Annotated in this window: 17 protein-coding genes and 1 tRNA gene; 6 read left to right on the plus strand and 12 right to left on the minus strand. The window is 47.7% G+C overall.

The features are described from left to right. Positions 1–59: 59 nt before the first annotated feature. Both B3K42_RS03545 and B3K42_RS03550 read right to left on the minus strand, forming a co-directional pair. Positions 60–2,246, minus strand: a complete 2,187-nt coding sequence (locus tag B3K42_RS03545; protein ID WP_292596887.1) for a site-specific DNA-methyltransferase — start codon at positions 2,244–2,246, stop codon at positions 60–62. Between the two features lie 112 nt (positions 2,247–2,358). Next, the gene (locus B3K42_RS03550) at positions 2,359–5,007 is read right to left on the minus strand and encodes a DEAD/DEAH box helicase family protein (protein ID WP_292596889.1); all 2,649 of its coding nucleotides are present in this window, start codon (positions 5,005–5,007) and stop codon (positions 2,359–2,361) included. A 560-nt stretch (positions 5,008–5,567) separates the two neighbouring features. Between B3K42_RS03550 and B3K42_RS03555 the strand changes: the two genes are divergently transcribed. Beyond that, a complete protein-coding gene (locus B3K42_RS03555; RefSeq protein WP_292596893.1) occupies positions 5,568–7,121 on the plus strand; it encodes an SUMF1/EgtB/PvdO family nonheme iron enzyme in 1,554 nt (517 codons plus the stop codon). Between the two features lie 213 nt (positions 7,122–7,334). Here the strand turns inward: B3K42_RS03555 and B3K42_RS03560 are convergent. Next, positions 7,335–7,410: transfer RNA gene (locus B3K42_RS03560), tRNA-Pro, on the minus strand. 91 nt (positions 7,411–7,501) lie between these two features. Continuing rightward, positions 7,502–7,966 (minus strand): hypothetical protein, encoded by a 465-nt coding sequence (locus B3K42_RS03565; RefSeq protein ID WP_292596895.1) that lies wholly within the window; start codon positions 7,964–7,966, stop codon positions 7,502–7,504. A gap of 270 nt (positions 7,967–8,236) precedes the next feature. On the opposite strand from B3K42_RS03565, the gene B3K42_RS03570 reads away from it, so the two are divergent. Together B3K42_RS03570 and B3K42_RS03575 are read left to right on the plus strand one after the other, a co-directional pair. Next, entirely contained in the window at positions 8,237–8,608 is a 372-nt protein-coding gene (locus B3K42_RS03570; protein ID WP_292596897.1) for a NifB/NifX family molybdenum-iron cluster-binding protein, read from the plus strand. A 21-nt stretch (positions 8,609–8,629) separates the two neighbouring features. After that, positions 8,630–8,992: a PadR family transcriptional regulator gene (locus B3K42_RS03575; RefSeq protein WP_110991041.1), complete on the plus strand. Its 363-nt coding sequence runs from the start codon at positions 8,630–8,632 to the stop codon at positions 8,990–8,992. 19 nt (positions 8,993–9,011) lie between these two features. On the opposite strand, the gene B3K42_RS03580 is transcribed toward B3K42_RS03575, so the two are convergent. From B3K42_RS03580 to B3K42_RS03590, 3 genes are read right to left on the minus strand one after another with little or no spacing between them, the layout of a single operon-like run. Then, entirely contained in the window at positions 9,012–10,001 is a 990-nt protein-coding gene (locus B3K42_RS03580) for a 1-aminocyclopropane-1-carboxylate deaminase/D-cysteine desulfhydrase (protein WP_110991042.1), read from the minus strand. After that, positions 9,979–11,241, minus strand: coding sequence for a M48 family metallopeptidase (locus B3K42_RS03585; RefSeq protein ID WP_292596900.1), 1,263 nt, complete (start codon positions 11,239–11,241; stop codon positions 9,979–9,981). Before B3K42_RS03585 ends, B3K42_RS03580 begins: the two co-directional genes overlap by 23 nt. Then, the gene (locus B3K42_RS03590) at positions 11,234–11,680 is read right to left on the minus strand and encodes a hypothetical protein (protein ID WP_110991043.1); all 447 of its coding nucleotides are present in this window, start codon (positions 11,678–11,680) and stop codon (positions 11,234–11,236) included. The genes B3K42_RS03585 and B3K42_RS03590 overlap by 8 nt, the downstream gene beginning before the upstream one ends. Before the next feature lie 176 nt (positions 11,681–11,856). Between B3K42_RS03590 and B3K42_RS03595 the strand changes: the two genes are divergently transcribed. Then, the gene (locus B3K42_RS03595; RefSeq protein WP_292596903.1) at positions 11,857–13,179 is read left to right on the plus strand and encodes a mechanosensitive ion channel family protein; all 1,323 of its coding nucleotides are present in this window, start codon (positions 11,857–11,859) and stop codon (positions 13,177–13,179) included. Positions 13,180–13,194: 15 nt separating this feature from the next. Here the strand turns inward: B3K42_RS03595 and B3K42_RS03600 are convergent, their stop codons facing one another. The 5 genes from B3K42_RS03600 to B3K42_RS03620 form a co-directional block, all read right to left on the minus strand. Next, a complete protein-coding gene (locus B3K42_RS03600) occupies positions 13,195–13,938 on the minus strand; it encodes an ABC transporter permease (protein WP_110991045.1) in 744 nt (247 codons plus the stop codon). Next, on the minus strand, positions 13,919–15,016 hold the full coding sequence (locus tag B3K42_RS03605; protein WP_110991046.1) for an ABC transporter ATP-binding protein: 1,098 nt from the start codon (positions 15,014–15,016) through the stop codon (positions 13,919–13,921). Before B3K42_RS03605 ends, B3K42_RS03600 begins: the two co-directional genes overlap by 20 nt. Continuing rightward, a complete protein-coding gene (locus B3K42_RS03610) occupies positions 15,009–16,196 on the minus strand; it encodes an ABC transporter permease (protein WP_292596905.1) in 1,188 nt (395 codons plus the stop codon). The genes B3K42_RS03605 and B3K42_RS03610 overlap by 8 nt, the downstream gene beginning before the upstream one ends. Beyond that, positions 16,189–17,094 (minus strand): glycine betaine ABC transporter substrate-binding protein OsmF, encoded by a 906-nt coding sequence (osmF, locus tag B3K42_RS03615; protein ID WP_292596907.1) that lies wholly within the window; start codon positions 17,092–17,094, stop codon positions 16,189–16,191. The genes B3K42_RS03610 and osmF overlap by 8 nt, the downstream gene beginning before the upstream one ends. Before the next feature lie 200 nt (positions 17,095–17,294). Beyond that, on the minus strand, positions 17,295–18,692 hold the full coding sequence (locus B3K42_RS03620) for a mercuric reductase (RefSeq protein ID WP_349680951.1): 1,398 nt from the start codon (positions 18,690–18,692) through the stop codon (positions 17,295–17,297). A 426-nt stretch (positions 18,693–19,118) separates the two neighbouring features. On the opposite strand from B3K42_RS03620, the gene B3K42_RS03625 reads away from it, so the two are divergent. Both B3K42_RS03625 and B3K42_RS03630 read left to right on the plus strand, forming a co-directional pair. Beyond that, positions 19,119–20,099, plus strand: a complete 981-nt coding sequence (locus B3K42_RS03625) for a 4Fe-4S dicluster domain-containing protein (protein ID WP_292596911.1) — start codon at positions 19,119–19,121, stop codon at positions 20,097–20,099. Between the two features lie 126 nt (positions 20,100–20,225). Further along, a complete protein-coding gene (locus tag B3K42_RS03630) occupies positions 20,226–21,065 on the plus strand; it encodes a mechanosensitive ion channel family protein (RefSeq protein WP_292596913.1) in 840 nt (279 codons plus the stop codon). Positions 21,066–21,723 lie beyond the last annotated feature (658 nt).

A 21,723-nucleotide genomic window follows, 5' to 3' on the forward strand; every position in this document is an offset into this window, starting at 1 on the left:
TCCGGCCACCATGCAGCGCAGCAAACCTGCGGTCAGGTGAGCGATTTGTTATACCGTTCTTATTTTATCTCTATTTCTACTACGTGTGAGGTATCCACACCCAGAATATCCACTACTTTTACCATAGCTTTGTATTTACCGTTTTTTTCGTAAGTATGCGGTGTGGTAACGAGTTCAATCTTCTGATTCTTCTTTGTACGGAACGACTGCCATATATTTTCAAAAATATAGTTGCCTGTCCAGACTTCGCTTACCTCGCCGTCTTCCTTAATCTGAATGATTTCTTTTTTATCCTCGTAATCAAAATCCACTGACCAGTAATCGATCCAATCCACCCAGTTTTTAGTGAGAACTTCCCGTTGTAAAATGCCGTTTTGGTCTTTGGTAAGTTTTGTGATCTGCCCGTTTTCGATTACCACTTTGGATCTGCCCTTTTTAAGCGTCTTTTCCAGCTCTTCCAGATCATCCTGCGTGTAATAGGTGGTGAAATTGGTCAGTTCGATTTGAACGGTTTTGCCTTTAATATGCGGCTTGGCCTGCACATAAGCCACGTCGTAAAACTTTACCTGTCCTTTTTCCACAGCCCGTTTGTCAAAGGCTTCTCTGGGGATGTAGCGCAGGCGGATGTCCACGCCCTTTTGCCTTAATTCGTCTTTGATATAGGGCACCAGACCCATCTCAAACTCAAAGCCTAGAATATCGACTTGGGTAATCTGATTCTGGCGGCACTCTTCAAAAACCTCTTCCACCAGCGTTTTGGTGACGGGCACGGAAAGCGGTCCCACATGCACAAAGCGCCCCGCTTTTTTGCCGTGCAGGTATTTGTGCCCCTGCACCCCCTGGGCGGAATAACCTTCCAAAATCAGATTGATGTATTTTTCGTATTTGGCATCCTGTAGGGGCGATTCATGAATCGCCCCTATGTTTTTTGCATTATACATTCCCATGAAGAACTGCCGTTCGTATTTGCCAAGATTTAAAACCTCAAAGGCGCGGTAGGGCTTGCCGTCTTTTTTCAATTCCCGCTGCACTTGAATCATGCGCTTGCGGGTGGTGTGAACGGCAAATCTGCCCAAATCGCAGGCGACCCACTTTCTGCCTAACTTTTCCGCCACCGCCGCGGTGGTGCCGCTGCCGCAGAAAAAATCGGCAACCAGATCGCCCTCGTTACTGCTTGCTTTGATGATGCGCTCCAAAAGGGCTTCGGGCTTTTGGGTGGGGTAGTCTAACCTTTCTAATGCTTGAGAGTTCACTTCATTTATGTCTAACCATACATCAGATATAGGCTCTCCTTTTGCTTCGTCAAGATATCTTATCAAACCAATTTTTCCTGATGGATAATCATAAATGAGACCTTTTTTCCGAAATTCTTCAATCGATTTTTCTGAATAAGTGCCAATTGTATCTATTCTGAATAACCTTCCTGATTCGTCTGGTTTAAACTTTGAATCAATATATTTTTTATCATATTCTTTAAATTGTGGATTCCAAATATAATTATCATCTTTTGTATAAAATAGAATTGAATCTGATGACCGTGCAAATTGACTTGCAATTGCTTTGGCACCCCTCGGTGGTTGTCTTTTCCATCTCAAATCATTTTTGTAAGATGTTATGCCAAATAAATCATCTAATATTAATTTCAAAAAATGTGTGAGCCTCCAATCACAATGCACATAAATACTCCCGTCCTCTGCCAGCAGTTGGTGCATCAGTTTCAGCCGTTCATACATCATGGAAAGGTAGGATGAAATACCGCGTCCCCAGGTGTCGCGGTAGGCGATCTCTTCGATAATGGACTGTTGTTTGGTCACATCCTCGTCGTTCACGGTGATGTTGTAAGAAAAGTCCGCGCCGACGGCAAAGGGCGGGTCGATGTAAATCAGTTTCAGACCGCCCTGTTTTTCAATCTCTTCCCGCATGGGGCCGTTCACCAGAGAAGAAAGAATCAGTTTGTTGTCGCCCCAGATGAGTTTGTTGGTCCAGCCCTTGAGCTGCCTGCCCGTGGTGTCAAACAGGGTCGCCTGCTGCGGTTCAACTTCCTTGCGAGGTTCGTCAATATGTTCGATGGAATGAAAGGGCAGAACTGCGTTGGTCACGGTTTCATTGCGCCCGTTCCAGAACAGGAAAAAGTCCTCATCGTCGGCGTAGAGTTTGTAAATGTATTCCTTGGGCAGGGGTTTGCCCTGTTTTACCAATTCAATGATTTCGTGTTTTTCAGATTCAGTCATATTCAATTCTGTCATGTTTTTGCCCTCTTTTCTTTACGTTGTTCACATACCCTTGATGCTCTCTAAGGTCAAATCCTAGACAGCAGAGAGCACAAAGCAGGCGCAACGTTCACAAAGGTTATTCCCTTCATATCCCGAATAATTGAGCAATATTCCCAAATGTTCTTAGATCTCTTTGATGCTTTTCCCATACCTCTTGCTTTATGTACAACGGAACATATCGATTTTCATTCTGCGCGTCGTTGACATCTTTACACCAAATCTGCAAGCGCTTGATTTTACGTACGTCATCCAGATCTTCCCTTCCCTTGGTTTCGGCGATGAAAATTTCGCTTTCGCTTTTCTTAATCAGGAAATCGGGGAAAAACTCATGAATATTGCCGTCTTCGCCCTGGTATTCGATTTTAAATCCCAACGACTGATAATTTTTGGCAAAAGAAATGATATCCGAGCAATTTTCCAGAAACGCGGCAAATTCCAGTTCAAACTGACTGTCACCAATGATTTTATTAAATACGCTCTTCTGCGGCACCAGATAGGGCTGATTGTCCGCCACGAGCGGTTTGGCTTTACGCAGGGAAATATAGTTTCTTATTTGCGCAGAACCCATGTCTTTTATGGTCAAATCGTCTATCGCCTTCTTGAAAGCGCCGTAGATTGTCTGCTTTGCTTCCACTTCGGAAAGGTTCCGCAAGATATTCGCGGCTTCAAGGTTTGCGGATCTATCGAACAACTTGTAGCGAATAAACTGTTCCACTTTGGGATAGAGAATGTTGAACCCGCTCACTAGACGACTTTCCTTTAGGATGGCTTGCGTGAAAAATCCAACCACATGCCGCCAGTCAGGCAGAGTATCCTTAAACTCTATTTTATGAGAGAAATCACCGTCAATATCTGTAAAGATGATTTCTTTTAATTCACTTTCGCTAAACTGTTTCAGGGCAATCGGTTTGATATTCATAGCATCAACTTGAATGTCCTCCAAATTCTTATAATCCCTGTAGATGCGGGGCGACAGCACGGGCATGGGGATATCCAGTTTATCAAGATCCTTCTTGTCATTGTCTTTGTCAATTTCCACAATAATCGGGTTTCTAGATCTGCTCGCCTCACCCATAGCGCGGTAACTGAATTCCACGCCTTCGGTCTTGATGGATTCAACAAATTCGATAAAGGCAGGAGTGCCAACTACAACAAGTTCCTCTTTTACATCCATGCCAAACATCTTTCGTAAACCTCTGCCCAGGGTCTGTTCGGGCAGAATTTTAGCGGGCGAACCATAAGGGCGCAAACCGACAATGGTCGTCACATTACGCACGTCCCAGCCTTCCCGCAGCATCATCACCGAAACCACGGCTTTGTAAGGCGACGTGTCCTCATCCACGGCGTCCGCTGCTTTGCGCAGTTGTTCCAGTTCCTCCTTGTCCCGTTTGGATGCCGCACTTTCCGATATTTCACCACTCTTTTTGGTATGGATGAGCAAAACGGAATCCTTGAATTCAGGATAATTGGCTTCGAGATAATCTTTGGTCTGATTGGCTTCTTTTGTGTCTAGCGTCATCACAAACAGGATGGGCGTTTTAGCACTTTTCAGTTCTTCAAACTGTTTTTTCCACTCGATGTAACCAAGATGGATATAGTCTTTATAACGCTCCACAAACTGGAATGACGTCTTTTCATGCAACTTTGCCCGCGACGCTTCATCCGGCAAAACAGGCGATTTAACAATATTCTGTTTGATGGCTTCCACTAACGGATAATCGCACACGGTTTGCACAAAAATAGCGCCATTGCTGTGTTTGGGAGTGGCTGTGTCGTCAATTTGCAGGGAGATGCTCCTTTCCTGTTTCAATTTCAAATGATTGTTGATGTCTTCGATGCTCTTAAACCACTGCATGTTTTCATCGTGAATATGATGCGCCTCGTCATTCATCACCACCAGGTCTTTGATTTTACTGCTGCGCAGCACTTTTCCCAAATCCATGCCTTTGGACGTGTCCGCGTCGGGCAATGGCTTTTTGCCTAAAAATTCCTCTTCCAGTGAAGGTTCCCTGTCTTTATTCAGATACACACGGTGAATGTTGGTCAAAAACAAGTTGCCTTCTTCGGTAATCGGTTTCAATTCATCCTGAATGTGCAGGGTCAGGTGAAAATCGTTCTGCCAGTCTCGGTCGAAATAATCGTTTTCAGGTATAAGCGGATCTTCTCTAAAAATTTTGAAGTCATTGAAATCTTTAAGCAGGCGATTTAATACGATGATGTTCGGGGCGATGATGAGAAAATTTCGGGAAAGATCGGATTCGGCTTCGTAAAGCTTATGGAAATAAGACCAGACCAAGGCAAGGCTCAACACCTTGGTTTTTCCCGAGCCCGTTGCCATTTTAATCACATATCGAGGCCAGGTTTCAGGAAACATACCTGTGCTTACTCTACCCGATGAGTCGAACCGCATCAGGTCAGATTTGTCTCTGGCTTTTGCTACTTCATACAGGTAAATAATTGACTCAATGGCTTCCCGCTGGGCAAAATAGTATTGAAATACATGTTCGTTTTTCTTATGCCCATCGGGTTTAAACCAGAATTGCAACAAGGCTTTTGTGGTGTCGGAAGCTCCCGAATAATCGCTATCACGCCATTCTTTTACCGCCTGCCTGATCTTATAGACCAAAGGCGGAATTAGTTGCTCGTAGGCTTTTTCCTCTAAATCTTCCTGCGACGGTGCCCATCGGATTCCCGGGTCAAGTATTTGAAAAGGATTCTGGTGAAATTCATTCATCTGTTAGTCCACCTCTTGTCGTTTGTTCATTTTTCAGAATTTGTTCGGTGAAACGAGATCGGTTACTTCCCGCCGCGAGCATAACACTAAAGGAAGTCCTCAATCTGTTTAAGTGCCTCCAACAATCGTGGTGAGCTACGTGCGACTTCGCGAGAAAAGCCTCCAAAAAATTAGTGGTGGTCTCACTGGACTAATCAAAAAATGCAACTTGGTTCACTTGAATGTTATCACAAGAGATGAAGCAAACAGAAATCATTAAGGCTATTTTGATCTCATCCATGATATTTGATTCGTCAACGATGTGACGTTGATGAATTTGCGTTTTCTATCGAAATACGTATAATCATATTGGCAAAAACCGCGTTCGCACAAAACGCGATAATCTCAGAGCATTCCTTTCTAATTTTGATGCCAATGTAACAAGTGGTATATTGATCGTATGAGAGCATTTCACAGCTTGCCGTATGTTGCCTAAGATTTCACGAGCTTACTCCGAGTGTGAGGCCTCAATTGTAGAGGTAGCTTATGACACATAATGATTTACAAAAAGGGGTGAGCATATGAGAAAGATCCTGTTGCTGCTACTGCTGGTGGCAAGTTTCACTGTGTTGCTCTGTACGGGAACTCCCGGATATGTTGCGATAAACTCTTCAGATGGAGTAAAGATCCTCGTGTATGGTGTCCACCTAGGAACGGTTTCGGGAGGACAGCTTATACTTTCACTCACACCAGGAACATACAGACTTACCGCTCAGAAGGAAGGCTATGAAGACGAAAGCGTTTTCGTAACTGTTCAGTCTGGCAGATCGACATCTGTGAATGTTGAATTGACTCAATCTAAGGTCATTCAAGAAGACATTTCTACGGAACAGAAGGTTTCTCTGGGGCAGAAGACAGGTACCATAAACATATACAGCGTCCCTTTCCCTTCGGCGAAGGTATCCATAAACGGAGTCAGCTATGGAGAGACAGATATAAAACTCACGAATTTTCCTCTAGGAAAGTTAACGGTAAAAGCGGAATCCGGCGGCAGGATTCTTCAGAACGTCTTCACGCTCGAAGCTAATGAAACCATTTATCTCCAGGCGAACTTCGTTGAAGGAAAGATATTCCGGCTATTCAATGTTAGTTTTGACTTTCCAGAGAATGTTGAAGTGACTATAGATGGGAACATCACAAAGACGAACGAGTCTGTGGTCTTGATCGGTCCGGATCACCGTGTAGAGATGAAGGCGACCGATCTATCGCGCTATGAACCTTTAAGTGTTAAGCAAATAACATTAACGGGTGATGGCTCTTATGAACTGATCCCAGATTTTTCAGAGGAATACATCGATCACATCTCCACTATTCCTCCCGGAGAGCTTGTTCTTGTAGAAAAAGGCAGTTTCACGATGGGAGATACTTGGGGCGATGGAGAACTGTTTGAAACACCTGCACACAAAGTAACCTTCACGTACGACTTCTACATAGGAAAGTATGAGACATCATTCGAAGAATACGATGATTTCTGTGAAGCCACAGGTAAAAGCAGTCCAGACGATAAAAATTGGGAAAGGGAACAAAGACCTGTAATAAACGTCAGCTGGTGGGACGCCATAGCTTACTGCAACTGGCTTAGTGAGAAAGAGAATCTTCCAAGAGCGTATGACGATGAGGGAAATCTGCTGGACGAAGATGGAAGTATAACAACCGATCCGTCGGAGGTGGTCGGATACAGATTGCCGACGGAAGCAGAGTGGGAATACGCAGCGAGGGGAGGAAACAAGAGTAAAGGGTATAAGTATGCTGGGAGTAACAGCGTGGATGATGTGGCCTGGTATGACCCTAATTCTGGAGGAATGACACAAGAAGTTGGTTGGAAGGCTTCTAACGAGCTGGGGATCTACGATATGTCTGGTAACGTATGGGAGTGGTGTTCCGATATGTATGGAAATTACTCCAGTTCTGCACAGACGAATCCGTATAATAACAGTGGTTCTTTCCCAATGGTACGTGGCGGCTGCTGGCAAAGCGATGCGAAGTTCACGCGGGTAGCGTTTCGCTTCTACTTATACCCGCCGGGTTACACGTACAGCGGCCTCGGTTTCCGTATCGCAAGGACAGTGAATTAATTACCCTACCCAAAGGGTAGCACCATGAAATAAGATTATCTGACGCGCTTCGTGGAGGTTATACTCCATGTTCTGTTTGCAATCCTTACTATGTTGACTGGCCGCCTTACTTCTGGAAGGAGTAGCAATACATTCAAGAAAAGAAAAAGCGCGACCTAAGTCGCGTCTTTCCCTTATAATGGTGCTCTCCGCTATCATCGCGGTGCTAACAGGTGGTCGGGGCGACTGGACTTGAACCAGCGACCTTCTGCGCCCCATGCAGACACGCTTCCAACTGCGCTACGCCCCGTACTCGAAGATTCTATCACAGTTGGGATAACCTTTCAAGAGCAGAACGACGCCCACGGCAACTTTCAGACAATGAAAATTGGCTCTGCAGGCTACTCCCTGACCTCGAAGGTTAGGAAGTCGATCTCGATGCCACCATTGTCGGAATCATTCAATCTGAAGTCGTAGAATCCAGCATCCCAGGGAGCGGTGAATATTTTCAAACCATCTGTCATGCCACCGACGTAAGAATACTGAATGTCATGCAGATCGTTTTTGGACTCGCTTCCATGTGGAATATCCGAGGGAATGATTCCGATCCAGGCGTAAGACCCGAGTCCCGAAGTTCCGAAGAAATAGAGATTGATCTCTTCACCGGGAACGAAACAGACTTTGTTGAGGCCCATATACTCAGATTCCAGGGGCAGTTCATCGTCTGCAACGTATACCAGACTCTCGATTTCATCGAGATAGAATTCGTAGATTGAACCGTCCTTCAAAGTAATAACCAGCAATCCATTCGCAAGCACCGTAACACACAATGCCGCAATCACGAGAATAGCCAGAGCCTTTTTCATGCCGCACCTCCTCTGTGCTAACTCTCTCGCAACTGTTCAAACGGAAGGCGGCAGTTTCATACCTCCCTCAACAACCTTTGCGCTTCACCACCAATCAGCAAATCGTGATTTCAAAGCCAGAATTGATTCTCATTTGCTTTCAAAACCACTGAACAAAATTCTCCCTCGCGAAAGAGTGACAACAGGTCATAGATGCCAATGAGGTCAGAGTCTAGTGTAATTCAGATGCTATAATATATGTTATATGAATATAGGTAAGGAGGTAGTTTCGTGAAAATCGCTATTCCAACAATTGATAATAACGGTCTCAAATCCAGGATTTCGGAGCATTTCGGTCATTCTCCGTTCTTTGCATTCGTAACTGTTGAGAACAACGAGATTGTCTCTCACGAAATCGAAACAAACCCTTTTGAACAGCACGAGCCGGGCGAGATTCCAGGTTACGTGAAGAGTAAAGGCGCCGATGTGATAATAACAAGAGGAATGGGCGGCCGGGCAAGACAGTTCTTCGAAACTCTGGGCGTACATGCCATTACCGGTGCCAGTGGGACCGTCGAAGAGCTAGTAAGAACCTACATTGAAGGCGAACTTTCCAGTGTTGAATACGAGCCCGAAGACCGCGGAAAGTTCCACGAACACTAGGAAACTATAGCGGAGACTATCATGAGAAATATGAGGGGAAGACGGATGGGAATGGGCAGGTCATGGATCGAGCTGTATCTGCTTCTTCTTATCGCCGAAAAACCCGCTCATGGTTATGAGCTTTCCTCCAGGATCAACGACTTCGAGATCCCGATCTTCGGTGTCGGTCAGATGGGAAGTCTTTATCGTGTGCTGAGCAGTCTAGAAGAGATGGGGCTTATAACCTCCGAATGGGACACAGAGAACACAGGCCCGGCAAAGAAGAACTACAAGATTACGACGGCCGGCCTCGAATACCTGAAAGCATCGGAGATCAAAATAAAGAGATTCAGGGAGAACGTCGACAAGTTTCTGGCAAGGCTGAACGACCTGAACAAAATATAAAGCCCTGAGGTGCAGGGCTTTACTCTATGTAAGCAGCCGGATTGTCGAACAGCTTGAACAGCCCGCCAGTGTGAATAAAAACGACTCTCTTTCCCGCGAATCTTTCCTTTGAGATCTGAAGCATTCCTCTGAAGGCCTTTGCCGTATAGACGGGGTCAAGGAAGAAGGCTCGCTCCCTCGCAAGACTCTTGATAAGCTCTGTATCCTCTTCCGAAGGCACGGCATAAGCGGGTCCCGAGAAGTCGTCGACTATCTCGATCTCTCCGTCGTCTATCGATACATCTATTCCGTACTCCTTCATTTCCCCGATCAGTCTCTTTGTCTTTTCCACGAAGAGCGTGGAAGGATCCTTCGTTACGTTAATCCCTATGACTCGGGTGTTATAACCTAGCGTCCTGAGTCCAGCCAGAATTCCCGCATAGGTTCCAGCGCTGCCGACCGCTGTGAAGACGGCTTCAACATGATCGAGATTTATCTGGCCCGAGAGCTCTTTGACGGCATCCACATATCCCCTTGCGCCAAGCGCGTTTGAGCCGCCCTCGGGGATCAGGTAGACTCTCCTGCCCTTTTTCTCGTATTCTTCCTTTTTTGTGGCGAAGATCTCATCTATTCTCGAGTACTCCTCCTTGGTCACATAATGGATGTCACTTCCCACCATGGTATCTAGAAGGACGTTCCCTTGAGGAATCTCCATCGGCCTTCCCCTGAGGAAGAGAACCGGCTGCATTCCAAGCGATCTCGCCGCCATCGCAGTCGCCCTGCAGTGATTCGACTGAATGCCCCCGCAGGTGAAAACCGTATCTGCTTTCTTTTCCAGAGCATCTTTTAGAAGATACTCGAGCTTCCTGATCTTGTTTCCGCTCGTGATGAAGCCGGTCAACTCATCATGCTTGCAGAAGAGTTCGAATGGAAGATCCAGGTACTCTTCGATCCATTCAAGCCTGTTCACGGGCGTAATACCGTTAATGAACTTCAGTTTCAAGTTCTCACCCCCTACTCTTTCTTTCATCTATATTAGAGACTATTCCGTTCAGCTTTTCAATTCGCTCCCAAGATGGCGGATGCGAGTAATATAGTGCTGCATACAAAGGATGCGGGCTGAGGTTAGACAAATTAGATACAGATAGGTTCTTCAAAGCTCTTATCATCGGTTGTGGATTACCGGTAATCTGCGCCGCATACCTGCCGGCCTCAAATTCCCACTTCCTGCTTATGAACGAGTCTATCCAGCCAAGGACCGTGAAGATAGAAGACAGGAAGATCCCCGCATAAAGCAGAATCGTGTATTTCTCTGAGATTCCGAAGATACCGGTAACGGTGTCGCTTTCGACGATCAGCCATAGAAGAAATACGGCGAAAACCGTAACCGCGTTAGATAAGAACATCCCCTTGAGTATGTGTTTACGCTTGAAGTGACCGGCCTCATGGGCGAAGATCGCCTCTATCTCTTCAGGAGAATGCTTCTCGAGGAGGCTGTCGTACAGAACAATTCTCTTTGCCCTTCCGATGCCCGTGAAAAAGGCATTCGTGTGGCCGGTTTTTCTCGATGCATCCATAACGAGGATCGACTTGACGGCGAAACCAGATCTCTCGGCAATCGCTCCAATCCTTTTCATAAGGTCCTCATCTTCTAGAGGCTTCAGCTTGTAGAAGAGAGGAAGAATGATTGTAGGGAAGATCAGCTGGGTGAGCAACTCAAATGCAATTACTCCGATAAGCAAGTAGACCCACCAGTACGTGAACGAGTCGATAGCGAGAAGCGCAAGATACATGAGCGGAATTCCGATTGCCGCAACCAGAAGCAGCCCTTTCAATTTATCTACAATAAACGTTTTTGGTGTCGTCCGATTGAAGCCATATCTGTTCTCCAAAACGAATGTCGAGTAAATCGAAAAGGGGAGAGAGATTGCGAAGGAAATCGCGGCGATCAAGGTGAAAAAGATGAGGCCGCGAATCGCAAAACCCTCCGCCAATTTCGTCGAAAAAGATTCGATTGCCCTGAATACCCAGAAGATCCCCATACTCAGTGCTATAAGATTCACGACAAAAGAGACCATAGTAATAATTCCCTTGGCTCTCGTATATTCCACAGACTTTTCGATGAGATCTTCGTTGAAGACATCTCGCAAGTTATCTGGAAGTGAGACCTTAGAAAGCTTCGCATTTCTATAGTTGAGGGACAACAAAAAGAGCTCGAAGAAAGCGATTACATAGACAACGAGAAGAAAGATTGTCTCAAAGCTAGTCATCAACTTCTCTCTCTCTCAAATACTCTTCGACCTCGTCCTTATCAAGTTTCCGGATCTGCCCTTCAACCACCGGCCTGAATTCCTCTGTTTCGTGAAGCGCTTCTCCCAGAGGGCATCTCTTCTCAGGGTTCTCCATCAGGTAGTTCATCAGCCCGTCTTTGTCCTTGAAAATCTTGTAGAAGACCTTCGCTCCATCTGTGAGTTCGTAGATGCCGCAAGGTCCATTGAATAGCGCTTCGGCTGCCCGGAGGTAAAGCATTGCGTCATTGAAAGAACTGAGGGAGGATCCGGGACCGTGTCTTTCCCGTTCATCGTCCTCCATGCAAATCGCCCTGCCACAAGTGGAGCAGATATATTGAACATGGTTCGTCAGGCAATCTTCGGGGTTCTTTAGCGGCGTCGCCCTGTTATCACTAGAGTAGCATTCGGGACATTTCAACTCACTCACCTCCAATATACTATTTTACGACATTGTGGCGATCTCTGTAACCCTCTGTTCCGGTGAATCTGTAACTAAATTTCCATTGACTCGTCCATCCGGTCAGATTTTAGAAACCGTAGTACAAGTAGCCCTTATATGCCGGTGATGTTATTATTGTCTCTGGAGGCGATCAAGTGGTAGACATCTTTGCCGGGTGGTTTTCAGCACTGGGAATTAATGAGACTTTCGACATAGTTCTGGCCAACATCGCGGTCGGGATAATCATGTTTGCGGTGGCCTTTCTCTCCAAGCTCATCTTCGAGAAGGTTCTAATAAAGCCTATAGAGCTTATAGTGAGGAGGTCTGCATTCAAGTGGGACGATCTTCTTGTCAAGCACAAACTGCTCAACAAGATTGCCCTTATGATACCTGCCATAGTAATCGCTCTATTCGCTCCTGCATTCCCCTCGATAAGTGACGTGATCTACCGGCTGGTTACAACGTATCTGATATTCATTGCGGCTGTCGTCATTGACGCCTTCCTCGACGTCTTCACAAGCGCCTACCAGTCTCTCGAAACCTCCAGAGATACGCCGATAAAGAGCTATATGACCGTGGTGAAACTAATGGTGTATATCATAGCCGGTGTCATTGCGGTATCCGTACTGACCGGAATCTCTCCATGGGGTATTCTGAGTGGGATCGGAGCAATGACGGCCGTTCTTCTGGTAGTGTTCAGAGATTCGCTGCTGGGACTGGTCGCCAGCATCCAGATTTCTAAGAACAACCTTGTGAGCATCGGGGACTGGATAGAGGTTCCGAGATACCAGGCCGATGGCGATGTGATCGACATTACCCTTACGACGATAAGAATTCAGAACTGGGACAAGACGATAACTACAGTCCCTTCTTACGCTATAATTTCCGAATCTTTCAAGAACTGGAAGGGGATGTTTCAGGCCGGCGGAAGGCGAATCAAGAGATCCGTCTTCATTGACACCTCTTCCGTCCGCTTTCTAGATGACGAACTTTATGATCGGCTGTACAAGATCCAGATTCTAAGACCTTATCTCGAAAGCAGAAAGAAAGAGATCGAGGAGTTCAACAGAAGGAACGAAGTAGACGTAACCGAACCGGTAAACGGCAGAAGGATGACGAACATCGGGACTTTCAGGGCATACCTGACCGCTTACCTCAGGAATCATCCCGGGACGAACAAAGACCTTATCATGATGGTCAGACAGTTGCAACCGACCGATACCGGCCTCCCTCTGGAGATATACGCCTTTAGCAGGGACACATCATGGGTTAACTACGAATCTCTGCAGTCCGACATTTTTGATCACATCTTTGCCACATTGCCCCACTTCGACTTGAGGATATTCCAGAATCCTTCGGGAAACGACCTGAGGGCGATGGGAGATCTTCTTGTTGGCAAGAGGCAAGGGCATGAACAGGATAACTCGGAGGAGCTCTCTACGGAAAGCCGACAGCTGAACGCCGAACAGGATACCTGATTCAAAAAGCAAACCCTACGCCGTAGAAATCGTTTTCTCTATATTTCCGAGTAACGCATCGGCCGAAAATGCAAGAAGTGCCGCCGGAATGGCTCCTTCAAGAACAAAGGCGGGGTTCTCCGCGACAAGCCCCGCAATGATAGGCGACCCGAGGCCACCGGCCCCAATGGTTGCCCCCACAGTCGCCGTCCCGATATTGATAACAACAGATATCCGAATTCCCGACATAATAACCTTTAGCGCGAGAGGAAGCTCGATCTTGAAGAGAACCTGCCAGGAAGACATCCCCATTCCGTATGCAGCTTCACGCACTTCGGAGGGGATATTCTCGATGCCGGTTATCGTGTTCCTTAAGATAGGTAGAAGTCCATACAGGAGCAGAGCCGCAACCGTAGGCTTGAACCCGAATCCGAGAAGAGGAACCGCAAGGGCGAGCACCGCAACGGGAGGGAAGGTCTGTCCGAGAGAGCTAAGATTGGAAACGAGAGGCAAGTACTGCCTACCCATCGGACGTGTTACCAGCACTCCTACCGAGATGCCGATAATCGTGGCAAGTCCGCTTGAGACGATGACCATCCAGAGATGTTCGGCCACTAGCTCCAACAAAGTCCTTCTTGGATGAAGAACCTGCTTCTCTCCGGGAAAGAGCCATCTTAGAAAGCTCTCCCAGAGAGCCATGTTGGATATGATCAGAATGAACGCCAGAAGAAATATCCCAAGAACTATCCAGGAAATGACTCTACTCTTCTTCTCTGTCACTCTTGGTCAACTCCTGAATTCTGGATAAACTTATCTGGCCAAGAAAACGGCCAGATCTCTCAACGACCGGCAGAGCCATAGTTCCGCTTTCAAGCATTCTAGAAAGCGCCTCTTTTACTGAGCTGTCGGGGCTCAAAATCTCTTCCTCCAGCATCTCAGTCAGAGCTTCTCTGAGAGGAAGCTCCCTGCTGGAATGAGAAACATCTACCCATCCGATGAGTTTCTTCTTCTCGTCCAGTGCCCAGACGAATTCCTCTTTTGTGACACCCAGCTGCTCCCAGCCGCCGTTAACGTCTATCGTTTCGCTTTTCTCTATATACTCAAGAACGGGAATTCTCGAGAGCCTCTTCAGAGCCCTGTCGGAGCCCATAAAATCATGCACGAACTTCTCTACCGGCCTTGCGAGAATCTCTTCGGGAGTATCGAACTGTAGAATCCTTCCCCCTTTCATAACGGCTATTTTATCTGCCAGTCTTATCGCCTCGTCTATATCGTGAGTCACGAAGACGATCGTCTTGTGAAGTTCCTCCTGAATTCTGGCAAACTCGTCCTGGAGCCTCACCCTAGTTAATGGATCCACCGCTCCGAAGGGCTCATCCATCAGTATTATCGGGGGATCTGCGGCAAGAGCCCTCGCAACCCCTACCCTCTGGGCCTCGCCGCCTGAGAGTTCCTTTGGGAGTTTCTTTGCATAAGATTTCGGCTCAAGCCCTACAAGCTCAAGCAGTTCAGCGATTCTTCTATCTATCTTCGATCTCTCCCACTTCAGCAGTTTCGGCACGGTCGCGATGTTGTCCTTCACGGACATATGCGGAAACAGCCCCACGTTCTGGATAACGTAACCTATTCCTCTCCTGAGCTGCCTAATATCCATCTCAGTTACATCGCTTCCGTCTATCAGAATCCTTCCGGCAGTCGGTCTGATTATACGGTTTATCATCTTGAGAGTCGTTGTCTTCCCGCATCCAGACGGCCCGATGAGAACTGTAAGTTCTCTCGAAGGAATCTCGAACGTGATATCTTTTACAGCTACGGTCTCTTCATCGTATTCTTTTGTAACTTTCTCGAATCTAATCATCGGCTCCCTCCGAAACAAGCCCTCTGGGCGTCAGAATAGCTATCAGCAACTGCATAAGAGAATCGACTATCAGCGCGAGAGCCACGATAGGCAACGCCCCTAGCAGTACTAGATCCATTGCTGCCTGACCAAGCCCTTGAAAGACGAAAACACCAAGGCCCCCTGCTCCAATGAGAGCGGCCATCGTAGTATTGCCCACCGCCTGAACGGCCGCCGTTCTCACGCCAGCAAGGACAACCGGCAGCGAAATCGGAATCTCGACCTTTCCGAGAACCTGAATTCTGCTCATTCCCATCGCCCTGGCAGCCTCCACGGTATCTGTGGGAATAACCTTCAGGCTTGAATAGGTGTTTCTGACTATGGGGAGAAGCGAATACAGGACAAGAGCTATCATGGCCGGAGCCCAACCCACACCAGTTATTCCCATCTCTCTCAGAAATGGCAGACTGTGTGAAAGGTAGGATAGCGGAGCTATTAGCAAGCCGAACAGAGCTATACTTGGGATCGTCTGTATAAAGTTCACGACAGCAAACACGGGTCTTTCGATCTTTGGAGACCTGTTGGCAACAACCCCGAGCGGCACTCCGATGAGCACTCCAGCGAGAACTGCTCCCCCTGCAATTACGAGATGCCTGATAGTCTCTTCAAGAAATCTGTTGCTCCTGTTTGCGTACTCCTTCATGATCGCGAGCTCCTCGAGATGGCCGGAGCCAAGCACCATGAGAAACGAGGCAATAGGAATCAATACAAGAAGCGCGGAGAGAACCTTTTTATCTTTAAGCCTTCTTCTGGCGGCGAAGACAACTACATAGCCTGCCAAAAGAAGAACCCACAAACCGGTAGAAGGGGAGACCCTTGCAAAGGGGCCTACATCTGAAGCTATAGAGGCGGCATGTCTTCCGGCCAGAAAAAAGCCTAAGACGGGGGCAATCCCTCCCAAAAGGCCCATGAAGAAGCTGAATCCTGCGTAGGACAGAAACAGGACAGCAAATGAGGCCACTACCAGAAGAGAGAGGCCCGCACTCGAAAAGCTGCCTAAAGCTACAGGTAAAGCCTCCGAGATTCTTGTCTCCTTAACTGAAAGGAATCCAGGAATCACGAGAGACAACAACATGATGGCCATTCCTAGAATGGCCATCATATCTCTTCGTCTGGAAATCAGCGTCATAACTCTAGTCAATCAGAGATTTCGATATAAGAAACTGTTCGGCGACATCCCCAGCATCTAAACCTTCTATCGCTATCGAAGCATTTAGCATCTGTAGCGTCTCGAGATCTAGAGCCTCGAAAACTGGTCTTAGGAGCTCCTCGATTTCCGGATAGGCTTCATGTATCTCCTTTCTGACGATCGGAGCGGGTTCATAAACGGGCTGTACGCCTTTGGTGTCTTCAAGAACAACCAGTCTGAGAGCCGAGAGTGCGCCGTCCGTACCGTATGCCATAGCGAGATTGACCCCGTCTATGTTCTGTGCGGCGGCTCTGATCGTCTGAGCGGTGTTTCCGCCGGAGAAGGCAAGAAGCTGATCGTTTGAAAGCTCAAAACCATATGCCTCCTGGAAGGCGGGCATCGCGTCGGGCCTCGTCAGGAACTCTTCGGAAGCGGCCAGCTTAATGAAGCCGCCGCGATTCAGGTAAGACGCAAGGTCTTCGAGGGTCTTTATTCCCTCACTGTCGGAAAGATCCTTTCTGATCGCCAGAGCCCAGGTATTGTTCGCAGGAGCGGGAGTAAGCCAGACGAGACCGTTCCTTTCCAGATCCAGGGCCTTCACTGTCTCATATCCCGACTTCGCGTTCTTCCATACCGTGGGATCTGTGTTATCAAAGAAGAAGCCTCCGTTTCCGGTGTACTCGGGGTAGATATCGATCTCACCGGCGATGATCGCCTTTCTGATGACACTTGTCGTACCGAATTCTGTCTTGTCATTTACCTCGAAACCGTTCTTTTCCAGAACGATGACAATCATCTGACCGAGCAGCGCTCCTTCAGTATCTATCTTCGACGCCACCGTAATCGGCCCCTTCAGTGCTAAACCAACTGCAGTTATCAATAATAGCGCTATTAGCATAATTCTCTTCATAATAAACAACCTCCATTGTTTGCATTGCCGATAATTATACTCAATTTAATTGTACACTATCATCGAAAATTTTCAATGCGTCGATGCCTCTGTAGATTCGTCTGAATTTGGTAGCGAGCTAAGGCGCATTCGCGAAATCTGCTGTCCACTCATTGTCGAAAAGCTCAAGAAAGAGTCCAGGCGAGTATTCACATAGCCGCTCAGCTATCCAGCGTCATGAAAAGATTGTTCAGTGATTCCACTAGCGTCGGGTGTGCGAAAACCCCTTCTCTCAGCGAAGTGTAAGGAAGACCGCCCATCATTGCTATCTGAATTGCAGACATAATCTCGCCGCCCTCCACTCCCAGAATCGCGGCTCCAATTATCTGATCTGTTTTGGAATCGACAAGCGCCTTCATCATTCCCCTGGTCTCATCCGTTTCGATTGCCCGCGCCACCCTATCAAAAGGCAGCTTTGCCACGCGAAAGTCACGTCCCTGACTCGAAGCTTCTTTCTCGGAGAGGCCGATTCTCCCAAGCTGGGGATCTATGAATACGACATACGGTACAAACCTCTCTTCAATCGTCGAGTTTCCTCCGTTCAAGAGATTCTGCTTCAATATCCTGAAGTCGTCGTAGGAAATGTGCGTGAAGGCCGGTCCGCCTTTGACATCGCCTATCGCGTACACGCCCTTCGAAGTGGTCTCCAGTTTACTGTTAACCCTTATGAAGCCTCTCTCGTCGATCTCAATCCCGTTCTTTTCGAGATTCAAGTCAGGAGTGTTGGGCAACCTGCCGACTGCAAGCAAGAGGTGGCTCCCGGCCACCGTCATCTCCTTCTCAGAAGATTGCAGTGTAAGGCTGATTTTGTTACCTCCTACGCTGTCGACTTCAAGCGGTTCGGTATCTAAAAGGACCTCAATACCTTCGTCCCTCATGATTTCCAAAATCATACCGGCAATATCCTCGTCTTCACGAGAGAGCAGCTGCTTATCCCTCTGAATAATAGTGACCTTGCTTCCAAAGCGCCTGAACATCTGCCCGAACTCCAGACCCACATAGCCGCCACCAACTATTATCAGGTGTTCTGGAAGCTCGTGCAGTTCCATTATCGACGTCGAGTCATGTGCTACCACATTATCCCGACCCTTTATCTCAGGCCTTGCCGGTCTCGTTCCGGTGTTTATCACAATAGTATCTGCTTCAAGGAACTCCGTCCTTCCGTTCAGAAGCGTGACTTCGAGCTGTCTTTCCCTGACGAAACGTGCGCTGCCCTCTATCAATGAAAGGTTTGGAGAATCGAGGATCCTTTTCTTGCTACCTTCTCTGAAGCTCTCGACAACCTGCTTTTTTCGTTGGACAACTCTTTCCAGATCAAGCGAGAACTCCCCGGCATGAACTCCGAAATCTCCTGCGCGCCTAACCAGATGCGCTATTCTTGCACTGGCTATCATGGTCTTTGTCGGGGTACATCCTTCGTTAATGCACGTACCTCCAACTGCCTTTCTCTCGATAAGGGCTACCTTCCATCCTGCCTCTGCAAGCGATAGCGACAGAGGAGTGCCGCCCTGACCGGAACCAATTACTATTGCATCGAATTTTCTTCTGCCATCCTTCATTTCATCACCATCCTGATGTTCAATCATGGGCATCTCAAGCTTCTCGATCATTTGCCGAACTCTCTATGGAAATCAAAAAACGCGACTCTGCTTATCTGCCTCTGTGAGATGAATGTGCGAAAGATCTAGAGGGGAGAGCAGTCCTGTTCTGCTTCCTTAACTGAAGCACCGAGCGGCCGACAATACGTCCAAAAACAAAGACTGTGCCCGTTCTTATGAAGAAAAGGGAATACCCCGAGCACCTTTCAAGTATAGCATCGGGCAAATCGAAACAAATCCAAGAAAAAGTATGAATCGGGTTGTTAACTCCCCGAAGCCAGCACCATGTTTCGCCTTTCTTTACAACCCCCGTCAGTGGTGGAGGATGTCTCCTCAGCCCACACCTAGTATAATTGTAAGATCCAACATAGGTCGGTGATGAACTAAATGGCCAGATATGATGAGCGCGACACCATGTTTGCCCGGATGAACTACGAAGTCGACTCTCCGGAGTACTGTGACTACTACTCCAGGCATCCCGAGTTGAAAGAGCTTGATGACGAACTGCGCGGCAAGCCGGATCTGTGCGACGCAAGAGCTCCGTCTTACGATCCGATTGGAGCTTCGGAAGTTCGTTCGAATTTCTCCCTCATAGAAGAACTTAGGTCTCTATGCGAGGGCAAACCGTCAACCGACAAACTCCATGTTGAACCATCGAGCATTAGGGATCTGATCAAACTAATAGCCCGCGATTCTGGGGCAGATCTCGTAGGTGTGGCGGAAATGAAACCGGAGTTCTATTACAGTTACAGGGGAAGGCATAGAGAGCACTACGGAGAGGAAATAAGCGAACTGCTTCCTTATGGAATCGTTTTCGCGGTTGAGATAAAGAGAGAAATGATCGATACAGCTCCGGCGATGACCGCAATGGTCGAGAGCTCCAGAACATATCTGAAGGCCGCCACGATAGGACTAGGCATTTCCTATTTTGTCCACAGCCTGGGATATTCTGCAAGGAATCATATGGATGGCAATTATCTCGCAATTCTCCCTCTTGTGGCGGCTGCCGCAGGACTTGGCGTTTTCGGGAGACACGGCCTTCTTATCTCTGACAGGTTCGGCCCAAGAATCAAGCTCGGACTTGTAACTACGGACTTGACTTTGAGATGCAGCCAAGCAATCAGTGTTGACCTTGAGAGATTCTGCGGCAATTGCGGGCTCTGCTCGAAAGAGTGCCCCACTTCCGCAATACCAGGCAATGGACGCGAGCTCGTCAACGGTAACAAAAGATGGAGAATCAACCACGAGCTCTGCTACTCCTATTGGAGATCGAATGGTACCGATTGCGGTATCTGCATGAGGGTCTGCCCCTTTTCGAAAGGAATCGGCTTTTCCCAATTTACGAAATCACATGACAAAACGCGTTGATTCTGAAATTCTCAGCTGCTTTATCCAGCGTTTTCAGGCCAGAGAGAAGCTTCGGCCATCATCGAATTTGGCTTTTCGAGGGATCTATGTAACAATAAACATATAAGACTATTAGGAGGGATTACCATGAATGAAGTAATTAGCACAATCATCGACTGGGCCATCAGAATAGGGATCAGCATAGTTATCCTACTGGTTGCAAAATGGCTTGCGGGTCTCTTCTACAAAGCATTCATGAAATTCGCTGAGAAGACATCCGTTGCCTCCACTCAATATCAGAAGACCATGAGAACGCTTTTCAATCTGGCGTTCTATGCGCTGGCAGCCTTCTTAATCATCTCGGTTCTCTTCAAGAACCTCGCTCCCATTCTAGCCGGTCTCGGAGTATCCGGTATCATTGTAGGTCTCGCAGTCAAAGAGCCTCTAGACAATTTCATCTGCGGAATTCTCATAATGCTCAACAAACTCATCTACGAAGGGGAGGCTGTCGATATCGGCGGAACCTCAGGCGGAGTTCAGGAGATAAAACTGAATCATGTGCTAATCAAAACCTGGGACGGGAAGCTCGTTACCATACCAAGCAGGAACGTCTGGGCCGCCACTATAGTACACTTTTGGCCAGAGAACATTAGAAGAAACGATCTCACGGTAGGCGTTTCGTACTCCAGCGACCTGAACAAAGTGATGAAGATACTCGAGGAGTCTGTCAACTCTTATGAAAATCTATATGTAGACGACAATCATAAGCCCATGATCCAGTTCACCGGTTACGGCGCCTCTTCGATCGACTTCGTCGTAAGGTTCTGGGTGGAGAGACCGAACTTCATAGCCTCCAGCACCGAACTGGCAAAGATCATAAAATCAAGGTTCGACGATAACGATATAGAGATCCCGTTCACTCAGGTCGATCTTCACATAAAAGACGGCCCCACAGAAGGCATAAAGCTGGCAAAGATGGAGAGCTGACCAAGCCCGCTTCGCGGGGAAAGAGCCGCTTAACGCTTGAGAAAACACGCTGGTCGCTGTGAAGAACCGTCCTTGGACCTTCATCCAAAATCATTGACAGTTTAATGACGCAAGGCGCCGAAAACCATCGGCGGACGCAAGGCTGGCAAAGATCCTTTAAAGAAGTGAGGCCGACTTCGTCGGGAAGTGATGCTGGTGCTTTCGCCACGAACAAAGCGAAGAACCGCCTACCGATCTTCTTCATCAGTCATCCCATTCAGAATCATATTCTTCTTGTAGGGGCGAACGGCTGTTCGCCCGAAGAGTGGGAAGCCCTCTCACAGACGCAAAGCCCGCTTCTTTTGCAAACAGCCGCTTGGCTAGAAAACGCTGAACGCTGAATAATTACGTTGTCCGTCCGCGTTACTCCGTTCTCCGAGAACATCAAAACCAGATCCCGGATCAAGACTGGGATGACCAATAGCAAGAGCCCCAAACAGAAGCATTTTGGGGCAGGTTCATTGGGACAGGCTCATCAGGGCAGGCTCCACGGGATAACTGCAGAGTAAATCGTTTTTTTCCGGTGAGTAGCCCAGGGGGATTTCACCCCCAGGCTCTCTCAGAACCGGACTTGAACCTCTCGATTCATCCGGCTCCCATTATCCAGCCATATAGAATA

Source organism: Mesotoga sp. UBA6090 (assembly GCF_002435945.1).
Lineage (GTDB): Bacteria > Thermotogota > Thermotogae > Petrotogales > Kosmotogaceae > Mesotoga.